Here is a 12943-nt window from a genome sequence, read left to right on the forward strand (position 1 = left end):
AGGGATAAAGTCAGGCGCGCCAACGCCAACGGGCGTGGGCCTTGATTACGCGCATCAAGAGTTTACTGACGATCAACACAGGATAGGTCTCGCTCATACGTCGTGGCACAGTAGCCTACCGGGGCGGCGGGCGCAATATGCCTGCAAACACGGGGAAACGAATGGACTTGGGAGGGATGCACGGCGATTTGTTAAGGTCGATCGGGCAGTCCTTCATAAAAACAAAGAAAAGGATGTTCTCCGATGCGAAAAGCCCCGTTTTTGCGCTTTACCCTCGCCTCATTGGCCTTGGCCTGCAGCCAGGTATTCGCCGCACCCTCGCCCTACTCCACGCTGATCGTGTTTGGCGACAGCCTCAGCGACGCCGGGCAGTTTCCCAACGTGCTAGGCAGCTCACCGGCCATGCGATTCACCAACCGCGATGCCAATGGCAACTATGCGCCGGTGTCGCCGATGATCCTGGGTGGGCGACTGGGGGTAAGTCCGAATGACTTGAACCCTTCCACCTCAGTGGCCATTCAGCCCGACGGCAACAACTGGGCAGTAGGCGGTTACACCACTCAGCAGATCCTGGATTCGATCACCGATACCTCCAAGACGGTCATCCCGCCAGGGCGCCTCGGTGCCGGGCTGGTACTGCGTGAAAAACCGGGCTACCTGGCCAATAGCCTGCGTGCTGATCCGAACGCACTGTACTATCTGACCGGCGGCGGCAATGACTTTCTGCAAGACCTGGTGAATAGCCCAGCCGACGCTGTGGCCGCAGGTGCCCGTCTGGCCGCCAGCGCCCAGGCCCTGCAGCAAGGCGGCGCCCGCTATATCATGGTCTGGCTGCTGCCCGACCTTGGCCAAACGCCCAATTTCAGCGGTACACCACAGCAGAATCCGCTGTCGTTGCTGTCCGGTGCGTTCAACCAGTCGTTGCTCGGCCAATTGGGGCAGATCGATGCCGAAATCATCCCACTGAACATCCCTTTGCTGCTGAGCGAAGCGCTGGCCAGCCCGAGCCAGTTCGGCCTGGCCAGCGACCAGAACCAGGTCGGTAGCTGTTACAGCGGCGAAGGCTGCGTGGAAAACCCGGTGTATGGCATCAACGGCCCCACGCCTGACCCGACCAAACTGCTGTTCAACGACTCGGTGCACCCAACCATCGCTGGCCAGCAACTGATCGCCGATTACGCTTATTCGATCATCGCGGCCCCCTGGGAACTGACCCTGCTACCCGAAATGGCCCACGCCAGCCTGCGCGCCCACCAGGACGAACTGCGCAACCAGTGGCAAACCCCCTGGCAAGCGGTTGGCCAATGGCAGGCCTTCGTCGCCACCGGCGCCCAGGACCTGGACTTCGACGGCCAGCGCAGCGCAGCTAGCGGCGATGGCCGTGGCTACAACCTGACCCTGGGCGGCAGCTACCGCTTGAACGATGCCTGGCGCGTAGGCCTGGCCGCTGGCGCCTACCGACAGAAGTTGGAAGCCGGCGAAAATGACTCGGAATACAAGCTGAACAGTTACTTGGCCAGCGCATTCGCCCAATACCGCCAGGACCGCTGGTGGGCCGATGCCGCACTGACGGCTGGGCACTTGGACTACAGCAACCTCAAACGCACCTTTGCTCTGGGCGTGAATGAGCGCAGCGAAAAGGGCGATACCGATGGCGAGGCCTGGGCGATGTCGGGACGACTGGGCTACAACCTGGCGAGCGAAGGCAGCACTTGGCAGTTGGCACCGTTCATCAGCGCCGACTATGCACGGGTGAAGGTCGACGGCTATGACGAGAAAAGCGCGCGCTCGACGGCGCTAGGCTTCGATGACCAGGAGCGTACCTCACGCCGCCTGGGGGTAGGGTTGCTGGGCAGTGTGCAGATGCTGCCGAGTACCCGGCTGTTCGCCGAGATCGCGCAGGAACATGAGTTCGAGGATGACCAGCAGGATGTGACGATGCACCTGACAAGCTTGCCGGCGAATGACTTCACTCTGACCGGCTACACGCCACACAGCGACTTGACCCGGGCAAGCCTGGGGGTGAGCCATGAAGTGGTAGCGGGGGTGCACTTGCGCGGGAATTATAACTGGCGCAAGAGCGATGAGTTGACGCAGCAAGGGGTGAGTTTGGGGGTTAGTGTCGACTTCTGAATTGCGGGGCTGCAAAGCAGCCCCAATCCATTTATTTGGCCGAAGTCTGCTCAGCCAGCGCCACAGCCCGGAACATCGCCCGACGTTTGTTGATGGTCTCTTCCCACTCCGCTGCGGGCACCGAATCGGCGACGATGCCGCCACCGGCCTGCACGTGCAGTTCGCCGTCCTTGATAACCGCGGTACGGATGGCAATCGCCGTGTCCATGTTGCCGTTCCAGGCGAAATAACCGACTGCGCCCCCGTAAACGCCGCGCTTGACTGGCTCGAGCTCGTCGATGATCTCCATGGCGCGAATCTTCGGAGCCCCCGACAAAGTGCCGGCCGGCAGGATCGCCCGCAGGGCGTCCATGGCGGTCAGGCCTTCGCGCAGTTGGCCAGTGACGTTGGAAACGATGTGCATCACGTTCGAGTAACGCTCGATGACCATCTTCTCGGTCAGGCGCACGCTACCGGTGGACGAGACCCGGCCAACGTCGTTGCGACCCAGGTCGATCAGCATCAGGTGCTCGGCGATCTCCTTGTCGTCCGACAGCAGGTCGTCCTCCAACGCCCGGTCTGCTTCCTCGTTGGCGCCGCGCGGGCGGGTGCCGGCGATCGGGCGCACGGTGACCAGGTTGTCTTCCACCCGTACCAGCACCTCCGGCGAGCTGCCGACCACATGGAAGTCGCCGAAGTTGAAGAAGTACATGTAGGGTGTGGGGTTGAAGCAGCGCAGTGCCCGATACAGATCGATCGGCGCAGCCTTGAAGTCGATCGACATACGTTGCGACGGCACCACCTGCATGCAGTCGCCGGCCAGGATGTATTCCTTGATACGCCCTACCGCATTCTCGTAATCGTCGCGGGTATAGCTGGAGCGGAATTCCGGCTCGGCGGCCATCGGGCCGCTCAGGTCCAGGCCACGGCGCGGGGTGATCGGCTGGCGGAGTTTCTCCAGCAGGCCCTGCAGGCGCGCTTGACCGTTCTCGAAGGCCTGCTCCTCGGCGGGATCGACGAGGACGATGGCGTGCATCTTACCGGCCAGATTATCGAACACCACCACCGCGTCGGAAACCATCAACAGGATGTCCGGCACGCCCAAAGGGTCCGGATTCGGGCTGGCGCCCAAGCGTTTTTCCACGTAGCGCACACAGTCATAGCCGAAGTAACCGACCAAACCGCCGTTGAAGCGTGGCAAGCCAGGAATATCTGCGACCTCGTAGCGATCTTTGAAGGTTTCGACGAACGCGAGCGGGTCCTCGACGTCGTGGCTTTCCACCTCGACGCCATCCTGCAGGATGCTGACGTGATAGCCGTGGACACGCATCACGGTGCGCGACGGCAGGCCGATCATCGAATAACGCCCCCACTTCTCGCCGCCCTGGACGGACTCGAGGAGATAGGAATTGGCTTGATCGGCCAGCTTCAGGTAGATCGACAGCGGGGTGTCGAAGTCGGCCAGGGTTTCGCAGGCCAGGGGAATGCGGTTATAGCCGGCAGCGGCCAGGCGCAGGAATTCTTCGCGGGTCATGGGTAGCCTCGTGGCAAGCAGCAATAGAGTCGGGCAAGCGGACGGGCCGGCGGGCGCCGGCGGGCAAAAGTCAGGCGCGCCAGCGCCAACGGGCCAGGGCCTTGATGACTTTCATCCAGAACTTGCCAGTTACCGCCACGGTGGACTCTCTGTCTTGTGAGGCTTGAAGATCCGCCAACGTTATCCCAGTGGCGGCATCTAAGCAACCAGGCAACAGCGCCCGCAGATCGTCGACCACCAGGCTCGGCGCTTCGTCGCTGATCGGCCGGCCATGGTTATAGCCGTAGCTCAGGCCCACACACTGTACGCCTGCGGCTTTGGCAGCCAGTACATCGCTGCGCGAATCGCCGACGAACAGCGATTGTGTGGGGCTCACGCCGGCCATCTGCATGACGAACAACAATGCAGCGGGATCGGGTTTTTTTTGTGGCAGCGTGTCTCCGCCAATGATCCAGCGGAAATAGCGACCAAGCTTCATCTGATCGAGCAGCGGGCCGACGAATCGTTCCGGCTTGTTGGTGATCAGCGCCATCTCTACGCCTCGCTTGCGCAGCCACGCCAAGGTGTCCTTGACCCCAGGGTAGACCTGGGTCAGTTCGTGGCTCTCGGCATAGGCCTCCATGAACAAGGCCAGGCCCTGTTCAGCCAGGACATCGTCCACATCATCATGCTCGATGCCGCCGGCCAGGGCTCGGCGCACCAGGACCTGGGCGCCATTGCCTATCCAATGGCGCACGGCCTCGAGGCCAGCAGGCGGTCGTCCCAGTTCGAGCAGCATGCGGTCCACGGCGGCGGCAAGGTCCGGTACCGAGTCGATCAGGGTACCGTCCAGATCGAACATCACCAGCCTGGGCAGCGTCCCCGGGAACAGCTGCTCGAAGCCGCTCATGGGCGGGCCTGGGCCAGTTCGGCGCGCATCTTGGCGATCACCTCCTGGTAGTCCGGGGCGTTGAAGATGGCCGAGCCGGCGACGAAGGTGTCGGCACCGGCGGCGGCGATCTCACGGATATTGTTGACGTTGACGCCACCGTCGATCTCCAGACGGATGTCGCGCCCGCTGGCGTCGATCAGAGCCCGCGCCTCGCGCAGCTTGTCGAGAGTCCCGGGGATGAATTTCTGTCCACCGAAGCCAGGGTTGACGCTCATCAGCAGGACCATGTCGACCTTGTCCATCACGTACTTCAGCGCATCCAGACTGGTTGCCGGGTTGAATACCAGGCCGGCCTTGCAGCCGCCGTCGCGGATCAACTGCAGCGAGCGGTCGATGTGCTGCGAGGCTTCCGGGTGAAAGGTGATGTAGGTGGCACCGGCTTCGATGAAATCGCCGATGATGCGATCGACCGGGCTGACCATCAGGTGCACATCGATCGGTGCGGTGACGCCGTACTTGCGCAGCGCGCTGCAGACCATCGGACCAATGGTCAGGTTGGGTACGTAGTGGTTGTCCATCACGTCGAAGTGCACGATGTCGGCGCCGGCGGCCAGCACCTTGTCGACGTCCTCACCCAAGCGGGCGAAGTCGGCAGAGAGAATGGAGGGGGCAATAGCGTAGGGCTGCATGGCGCACCTGTTGGGCAAGAATCACGGTGGCGCGCATTGTAACTCAGGGAAACCGATCAGGGCTGATTGGCATCAATGGGTGTCTACCAACGGACGATACCTGCCCCGCCAAGGGGCTGGGGCAGGCAGCAGGTCGTCACCCCGGCTGCTGGGTGCGCAACTTCTCGCTACGCCCGCGCAACCACTCCAGGGTCAGCAACAACACCACCGAGAACGCGATCAGCAAGGTCGCGGCTGCGGCAATCGTCGGGCTCAGGTTCTCGCGAATGCCGCTGAACATCTGCCGCGGCAGGGTCGCCTGCTCCGGGCCGGCGAGGAACAGCGTCACCACCACCTCATCGAAGGAAGTGGCGAAGGCGAACAGCGCACCGGAAATCACCCCAGGCGCGATCAATGGCAACGTCACCCGACGGAAGGTCAGCAGCGGTGAAGCGCCCAGGCTTGCCGCGGCTCGCACCAGGTTGTAATTGAAGCCCTGCAGGGTGGCCGAGACGGTGATGATGACGAACGGCACGCCCAGCACCGCATGCACCAGAATCAACGAGATGAAACTGTTGCCCAGCCCCAGCGGGGCGAAGAACAGGTAGCTGGCAACGCCAATGATCACCACCGGCACCACCATCGGCGAAATGACCAGCGCCATCACCAGCGACTTGCCGGGAAAATCGCCTCGGGTCAGGCCGATCGCCGCGAGCGTACCGAACACCATGGCCAACGCAGTGGCCGCCGGGGCGACGATGATGCTGTTCCTCAGCGCCCGCATCCATTCGGCCGAGGCGAAGAAGTCGTGGTACCACTGCATCGAAAAGCCCTGCAGCGGATAGACCAGGAAGCTGCCGCCATTGAACGACAATGGCACGATGACCAGGACCGGCAATACCAGGAATAGCAGGATCAGGCCGCAGAGGATGCGCAGGCTGTAATACCAGACTCGCTCCACAGGCGACATGTATGGGCTCAGCATGACGAGGCTCCTCAGCTCAGGCGCAGGCGGCTGGCGCCGACCAGCCAGCTATAGATCAGGTACAGCAGCACGGTGGCCAACAGCAACAGGCCGCCCAGCGCAGTGGCCATGCCCCAGTTGATGCTGGTGTTGGTGTAGAAAGCCACGAAGTAACTGACCATCTGGTCGTTCGGGCTGCCCAGCAGCGCCGGCGTGATGTAGTAGCCGATGGCCAGGATGAACACCAGCAGGCATCCGGCACCGACCCCGGCGTAAGTCTGCGGGAAGTACACCCGCCAGAAGCTGGCGAAGGGATGGCAGCCCAGGGAAATCGCCGCACGCATATAGGTGGGCGAAATGCCCTTCATCACGCTGTACAGCGGCAGGATCATGAACGGCAGGAGAATGTGCACCATCGAGATGTACACCCCGGTACGGTTGAACACCAGTTCCAGCGGCTGGTCGATGATGCCCATCGCCATCAGCGCACTGTTGATCAGGCCGCCCGACTGCAGCAGCACGATCCACGCGGCGACCCGCACAAGGATGGAGGTCCAGAACGGCAACAGCACGAGGATCATCAGCAGGTTGCTCTGCCGGGTCGGCAAGTTGGCCAGCAGGTAGGCCAATGGGTAGGCCAGGACCAGGCAGATGACGGTGATCACCACGCCCATCCACAAGGTCCGGGTGAAGATATCCAGGTAGATGGCCTGGTCGGGCGTGGCCTTGGCCAACTCGCCCAAGTCGTCGATGCGGTGGTCGAGCGCGGCCAGCAGGTAGAACGGCGTGACTTGGCTGGTATTACGACGAATCGCCTGCCAGTAGGCAGGATCTCCCCAGCGCTCGTCGAAGGCCTGCAAGGCATCCTTGTAGGAAGCGGGCTCGCTTTTGAATGGCAACGCCCGCGCGGTCTTGGCCAGCAGGCTGCGGTAGCCGGCAAGCTCCATGTTCAGGCGCTTGGAAAGATCGCCCAGGGTCTGGTTCTTGCGCGACTCGGCAAGGTCCTGGCCGAGCGCCCGGTAGGCCGCTTCATCAGGCAGCCCTTTGCCATCCCACTGCGACACCACCTCGACAGTGCGCGGCAGACCAGCGACCACCTCGGGATTGCCGACGCTCTTGTACAACAGCGCGGCGATCGGCACCAGAAACACCAGCAGGAGAAACAGCGCCAACGGCGCGATCAACGCCTGCGCCTTCCAGCGGTTGACCCGCTCGGCGTGCTTGAGGCGCTGCTTGAGGCTAGGACCTGCGCCTTCATTGAGTGGCACTGAAATGGCCATGGCGAACTCCGTGAACAAGGTAACGAGGGGCGCCAGCCAGCTGGCCGACGCCCTGACCAGACGCCTTACTTCTTGGCCGCCCAGGCGTTGAAGCGTTGCTCCAGCTGCTCGCTGTTGTCGGCCCAGAAGGCGACGTCGATCTGCACCTGGTTGGCGATGTTCTCAGGCGTGGTCGGCATGTCCTTCTTCACCTCGTCCGAGAGTTTGTCTACCGCCTTGGTGTTGGCCGGGCCATAGGCGATGTTCTCGGAATAGGTCTTTTGCTGCTCAGGCTGCACGCTGAAGGCGATGAACTTCTTCGCTTCTTCCACATCCTTGGCGCCTTTCGGAATGGCCCAGGCGTCGAAGTCGTAGATGCCGCCGTTCCACACCACCTTGAGGTTGCTCTCCTTCTGTACGGCAGCGATGCGGCCGTTGTAGGCAGAGCTCATGACCACGTCACCCGAAGCCAGGTACTGCGGCGGCTGGGCACCGGCTTCCCACCACTGGATGCTCGGCTTGAGTTCGTCGAGTTTCTTGAAGGCGCGATCCACGCCTTCCTTGGTGGCCAGTACCTGGTAGACGTCCTTGGGCGCGACGCCGTCGGCCATCAGAGCGAACTCCAGGGTGTACTTCGCGCCCTTGCGCAGGCCACGCTTGCCCGGGAATTTCTTGGTATCCCAGAAATCGGCCCAGCTGGTAGGCGCGGTCTTGAGTTTGTCGGCGTTGTAAGCCAGGACCGTCGACCAAACGAAGAAGCCTACGCCGCATGGCTGGATGGCGCCCTTGACGTAGTCGGCTTCATTGCCGAACAACGACGGATCGAGCTCCTCGAACATGCCCTCGTCACAGCCTCGGGCCAGTTCCGGCGACTCGACCTCGACCAGGTTCCAGGACACGCTCTTGGTGTCGACCATGGCCTTGACCTTGGCCATTTCACCGTTGTACTCCCCGGCGATGATCTTGCCTTTGCCTGCCTTTTCCCAGGGTTCGTAGAACGCCTTGACCTGGGCCGCCTTGTTGGCACCGCCGAAGGACACCACGGTGAGTTCCGCCGCCAGGGTCTGGCCGGCTACGCACAGCCCCAGAGCCAGGGCGGTCATCTTCAACTGCTTGCGCATTATTATTCTCTCCACAGTACAGGGTTGGTGAAGCGGTCCATCAATGAGCGTCAGCCATCGGGTCCAACGCACGAGCATGCTCGATTGCCCAGCCCAGCGGCACCACATCGCCCACAGCCAGGTCCGGGTCGAGTTCGGCGATCGGCTGCTTGACGAAGAAATCGGCCTTGCCGCAGACCTCCAGGCGGACCCGCACGTGGTCGCCCAAATAGATGAACTCGGCGACCCGACCGGAGAAGCGGTTGACGCACCGCTCACTGTGGCCATTGAGGCGTACGCGTTCGGGGCGGATCGACAATGTCACCGGCTCGCCGGCCTGACCGACATTCACCGCCAGCGCCTCGACGCGCTCCCCACGCGCCAACTGGACTTGGCAGCGCTCGCCGTCACTGGCCAGCAGAATGCCGTTGATGCGGTTGTTCTCACCGATGAAGTTGGCGACGAAGGTATTACAGGGCTCTTCGTAGAGGGTCCGGGGGTCGGCGATCTGCTGGATCTGGCCTTGGTGGAACACCGCCACCCGGTCGGACATTGTCAACGCCTCGCCCTGATCGTGGGTCACGTAGACCACGGTCACGCCCAGACGCTGATGAATGTGCTTGATCTCCATCTGCATGTGTTCGCGCAACTGCTTGTCGAGCGCGCCGAGCGGTTCGTCCATCAGCACCAGCTGCGGTTCGAAGACCAGGGCCCGGGCCAGTGCCACCCGCTGCTGCTGCCCACCCGAAAGCTGCCCGGGGTAACGCTGGGCGAAGGCATCGAGCTGGACCATGCCGAGCACGCGCTTGACCCGCTCGCTGATGTCGGGCTTGCTCAGGTTGCGCACACTCAATGGAAAAGCCAGGTTCTCGGCCACGGTCATGTGCGGGAACAACGCGTAGTTCTGGAACACCATGCCGATGTCGCGCTTGTGCGGCGGCACGTTGTTGATCGAGCGACCTGCCAGCTGGATTTCACCCGCCGTTGGCGTTTCGAAGCCGGCGAGCATCATCAAGCTGGTGGTCTTGCCCGAACCGGACGGCCCGAGCAAGGTCAGAAACTCGCCTTTGCGGATGTCCAGGTTGAGGTTCTTGACGATCAGCGATTCGCCGTCGTAGCTCTTCTGCACCCCTCGGAAGCTGACCAGCGTCTCGCCGCTGACGGCGTTCGAATTCGCCTCGCTCATGCCTGCACCTTTTCTTGGATGACTGCGTGGGCCACAGCGTAGAAGAGCCGCGCGTGCCCGGAAATCGGGGCTACTGAGAGAATCTCATCATCCTGATGGAGATTTCACTGTAGGGATCGCCCTACAGGCATGTCGTATTCAGATCAGCTTGTGGGCCATGGCGTACTTCACCAATTCGGCCAGCGAGTTGACTCGCAGCTTCTGCATCAGGCGCGCCTTGTGGGTGCTGATGGTCTTGCTCGACAGCGCCAGTTGCTGAGCGATGTCGTTGACGTTGGCGCCCCGGGCCAAGCGCTCGAATACCGAGAACTCGCGCTCCGACAAGAGCGTATGCAGGGGTCGCGTTTCGGTAAGGCCCACCTCGAAGACCATCCGGTCGGCCAGGGCCGGATCGATGTAACGCCCGCCACCGGCCACCCGGCGAATGGCGGTGAGCAGCAACGCCGGATCGCTATCCTTGGTGGCATAGCCGGCGGCACCCGCCTTGAGCGCTCGAGCGGCCATCTGTGCCTCGTCGTGCATCGACAGCATGAGGATCGCCGGCGCCTCGGCCAGGGCGCGAATCCGTGGGATCGCCTCGAGGCCATTGACCCCCGGCATCGAAATATCCAGCAGTACCACCTCGCACGGCGTGTGACGCAGGGCCTCGAGCAGTTGCTCGCCATTGCCCGCTTCGCCGACCACCTGCATGTCCTTGGCCAGGCCGATCAGTTGCTTGATGCCTTCACGGACGATGGTGTGGTCTTCGGCCACCAGCACTCGAATCACGCTCGCTCTCCTGTTTCCAACGGAATCGTCACGCTCAGGCTGGTGCCCTCGCCGGGTTTGCTGTCCAACGTCATGCTGCCTCCGAGCATCAACACCCGCTCGCGCACCCCCACCAGGCCGAACGACGAAGGTCGCGCCTGGTCGCGGCAGAAACCGATGCCATCGTCGCTGATCGCCATGCGCAGCTGAGCACGCTCATGCACCAGTTCGATCTCCACGCTATGCGCCTGGGCATGGCGCATGACGTTGGTCAGCGCCTCCTGGAGAATGCGAAACAGGCCAATGGCCTTGGCATCGCTCAATGCTGGCAGATTATCCGGCACTTGCACCAGACAGGGGATCTGCGTGCGCGACTCGAAACGCCGCGCCTGCCACTCGATGGCCGAGGCGATGCCCGCGTCGAGAATCGGCGGACGCAATGCGCTGGCCACATCCCGGGCGAGCTGGAACAACTGCGCGATCAGTCGCTTCATGCTCGCCATGCGCTCGCCCAGTCCAGGATCCAGGTCGGCATAGGCCAGCTCGCACATCGACACCTCGAGCTTGAGCACAGTGAGCATCTGACCCAGCTCATCGTGCACTTCACGGGCGATGCGTGCCTTCTCCTCCTCGCGCACGCTTTCCAGGTGCGCCGACAGCTCGCGCAACTGTTCCTGCGAGCGCGCCAACTGCAGTTCGGCACGCTTGCCCTGGGTGATGTCCCAGACGATGCCATCCCAGACCACCCGGCCGTTGGCCAGACGCCGCGTACTGGCCTTGATGTCGGCCCAGCGTTGCTCGCCGTGGCGGGTGAGGATGCGCCCTTGCCAGGACCAGTCCTGCTCGCTGGCCAGGGCCAGGTCCTGGACCCGGTGATAGTCGGCACGGTCGTCAGGATGGACCAGATTGCGCAGGCCCATCTGCGGATGCTGAATCTCACTGGGCAGGTAGCCGACCAGCGCCTCGCTGCCCTCACTGATGTAGGGAAACTCCAGGTCGCCTTCGGCAGGGTCGCGCTCCAGCCTGAACACCAGCCCCGGGACGTTGGCAGCGATGCCCTTGAGCCGAGCCTCGCTCTCGCGCAGTGCCGCCATTGCCCGTTGGCGCTCGGTAACGTCGGTGAGGTACACCACCAGGTATTCGGCGTCGCGAAAGCGCAGAAAACTCAGCGACAACGCCACCGGCATCAGAGTGCCATCGGCCCGCAGGCAGTGGGTCTCGAACTCTGCCAGGGTGGGGTCGCCGCCACGCGCGCCCTTCCACAGTTCCAGCCAGCGATCCATGGTCAGCTGTGGCTCGAAGTTCACCAACGGGCGCTCCAGCAGCTCGTCCTCGGCATACCCCAGCATGTGCTGGACCGCCCGGTTGGCATAGCGGACATGGCTGTCCCAGTTGACCCAGAGAATGCCCACCGTACTCTGGTCGCTGGCAAATTGACTCAGGCGCAAAGCCTCTTCGCGGACCTGCCGCTCGGCGAGGTGCTCGCGCGCCGCCAGCAGGTCACGCTCCAGGCGCTGTTGCTGGCGACGCTGCCAGATCAAGGTGGCAATGGCGCACAACAGCGCCATGCCGAACAGCCAGGCAAGGTTTTGCCAAAACCCAGGCGACTCGCTCAAACGTGTGTAGCGCGGCTGCAACCAACGACTGTGTAGCTGTTCCAGTGCCTTTGCCGGCATGGCCTGCAGACCTTTTTCCAAAACCTCGGCCAACATCGGCCAATCGCGCCGGGAGCCGATCCGCAGCAGTTGCGGCAAGCCGATGTCGCCCACCACCACCAACTCGCCGAACTCGCTCTCGCGGGACAAGCGGCTGAGCTGCGCCTCGTCGAGCACGGCGTAGCTGACCTGGCCACCGATCACCCATTGCAGCGCCTCGCGCTCGCCGGGAACCCCTTGCAGGTTGAGATAGCCGTAGTTGGCGCGCAGATAGTCGGCAAGAGCGCTGGGCATGCGCACCGCCACCCGCTCATCGGCGCCGAGCTTCTCCAACTCCACCGCCGTCTGGCTGGTGCCGCGCAACCCCACCAGCAGTTGCGGCACACGCATGTAGGGGTCGCTGAAAGACCACAGGCGCAGGCTGGCGGGCGTCTGGGTCAGGCCGGGAGCGAAATCGATCTGGCCGGCCTGCAGAGCCTGTTCGAGACTGGCCTGATCGGCGAATGTGCGCCAGGTGAGGTCCAACCGCAGCGCCTGAGCAAGTTCGTTGACCAGCTCCACGTTGGCCCCGTAAAGCTGCTGCAAGCGCCGGTCGAACTGGGCATACGGCGCTTGCAGGACGACACCGACACGCAGGTTGCGGTGATCCTCGAGCCATTGCTGCTGCGCAGGCTCGAGCACCACCACCGAGGACACTTCCGGGATGGCCCAGGCCATCAAGGGCAGCCACAGGCAGCCGATAAGCAACAGGCGACGCACTCGCTTCATCTACACGCTCGTCCTGGCAAGGACGGCCATGCAGCATGGCCGTCGCGGGCAAATACTATTAGGCTGCCGGTATCATTCT

General features: G+C 62.9%; 10 protein-coding genes. 1 reads left to right on the forward strand and 9 read right to left on the reverse strand.

Features of this window, described 5'->3' with window-relative positions:
• Positions 1-243 precede the first annotated feature (243 nt).
• Positions 244-2133, forward strand: a complete 1890-nt coding sequence (estP, locus tag KY379_RS04710; protein WP_261239331.1) for an esterase EstP — start codon at positions 244-246, stop codon at positions 2131-2133.
• Between the two features lie 31 nt (positions 2134-2164).
• Here the strand turns inward: estP and trpE are convergent, their stop codons facing one another.
• From trpE to KY379_RS04755, 9 genes are all read right to left on the reverse strand, one after another.
• Positions 2165-3646, reverse strand: a complete 1482-nt coding sequence (gene trpE, locus KY379_RS04715; RefSeq protein ID WP_133327265.1) for an anthranilate synthase component I — start codon at positions 3644-3646, stop codon at positions 2165-2167.
• 70 nt (positions 3647-3716) lie between these two features.
• The gene (locus KY379_RS04720; protein WP_261239332.1) at positions 3717-4535 is read right to left on the reverse strand and encodes a phosphoglycolate phosphatase; all 819 of its coding nucleotides are present in this window, start codon (positions 4533-4535) and stop codon (positions 3717-3719) included.
• Entirely contained in the window at positions 4532-5206 is a 675-nt protein-coding gene (rpe, locus tag KY379_RS04725; protein ID WP_133327269.1) for a ribulose-phosphate 3-epimerase, read from the reverse strand. The genes KY379_RS04720 and rpe overlap by 4 nt, the downstream gene beginning before the upstream one ends.
• 136 nt (positions 5207-5342) lie before the next feature.
• Positions 5343-6170, reverse strand: coding sequence for an ABC transporter permease (locus tag KY379_RS04730; RefSeq protein ID WP_133327271.1), 828 nt, complete (start codon positions 6168-6170; stop codon positions 5343-5345).
• A gap of 11 nt (positions 6171-6181) precedes the next feature.
• Positions 6182-7429 (reverse strand): ABC transporter permease, encoded by a 1248-nt coding sequence (locus KY379_RS04735; protein ID WP_196172028.1) that lies wholly within the window; start codon positions 7427-7429, stop codon positions 6182-6184.
• A gap of 65 nt (positions 7430-7494) precedes the next feature.
• On the reverse strand, positions 7495-8529 hold the full coding sequence (locus KY379_RS04740; protein ID WP_133327275.1) for an ABC transporter substrate-binding protein: 1035 nt from the start codon (positions 8527-8529) through the stop codon (positions 7495-7497).
• A 40-nt stretch (positions 8530-8569) separates the two neighbouring features.
• Positions 8570-9694 (reverse strand): ABC transporter ATP-binding protein, encoded by a 1125-nt coding sequence (locus KY379_RS04745; RefSeq protein ID WP_133327277.1) that lies wholly within the window; start codon positions 9692-9694, stop codon positions 8570-8572.
• 138 nt (positions 9695-9832) lie between these two features.
• A complete protein-coding gene (locus tag KY379_RS04750; protein ID WP_196172029.1) occupies positions 9833-10462 on the reverse strand; it encodes a response regulator transcription factor in 630 nt (209 codons plus the stop codon).
• On the reverse strand, positions 10459-12864 hold the full coding sequence (locus KY379_RS04755) for a PAS domain S-box protein (RefSeq protein WP_261239333.1): 2406 nt from the start codon (positions 12862-12864) through the stop codon (positions 10459-10461). Before KY379_RS04755 ends, KY379_RS04750 begins: the two co-directional genes overlap by 4 nt.
• Between the last annotated feature and the right edge of the window lie 79 nt (positions 12865-12943).

This window comes from Pseudomonas sp. HD6422 (genome assembly GCF_025377065.1).
Classification (GTDB): domain Bacteria; phylum Pseudomonadota; class Gammaproteobacteria; order Pseudomonadales; family Pseudomonadaceae; genus Aquipseudomonas; species Aquipseudomonas putida_U.

Bases quoted from the DNA above. Each gene is read 5' to 3' on its own strand.
- KY379_RS04740 (WP_133327275.1), bottom strand. From the start codon at position 8,529: ATGCGCAAGCAGTTGAAGATGACCGCCCTGGCTCTGGGGCTGTGCGTA.
- rpe (WP_133327269.1), bottom strand. From the start codon at position 5,206: ATGCAGCCCTACGCTATTGCCCCCTCCATTCTCTCTGCCGACTTCGCC.
- trpE (WP_133327265.1), bottom strand. From the start codon at position 3,646: ATGACCCGCGAAGAATTCCTGCGCCTGGCCGCTGCCGGCTATAACCGC.
- estP (WP_261239331.1), top strand. From the start codon at position 244: ATGCGAAAAGCCCCGTTTTTGCGCTTTACCCTCGCCTCATTGGCCTTG.
- KY379_RS04720 (WP_261239332.1), bottom strand. From the start codon at position 4,535: ATGAGCGGCTTCGAGCAGCTGTTCCCGGGGACGCTGCCCAGGCTGGTG.
- KY379_RS04745 (WP_133327277.1), bottom strand. From the start codon at position 9,694: ATGAGCGAGGCGAATTCGAACGCCGTCAGCGGCGAGACGCTGGTCAGC.
- KY379_RS04755 (WP_261239333.1), bottom strand. From the start codon at position 12,864: ATGAAGCGAGTGCGTCGCCTGTTGCTTATCGGCTGCCTGTGGCTGCCC.
- KY379_RS04730 (WP_133327271.1), bottom strand. From the start codon at position 6,170: ATGCTGAGCCCATACATGTCGCCTGTGGAGCGAGTCTGGTATTACAGC.
- KY379_RS04735 (WP_196172028.1), bottom strand. From the start codon at position 7,429: ATGGCCATTTCAGTGCCACTCAATGAAGGCGCAGGTCCTAGCCTCAAG.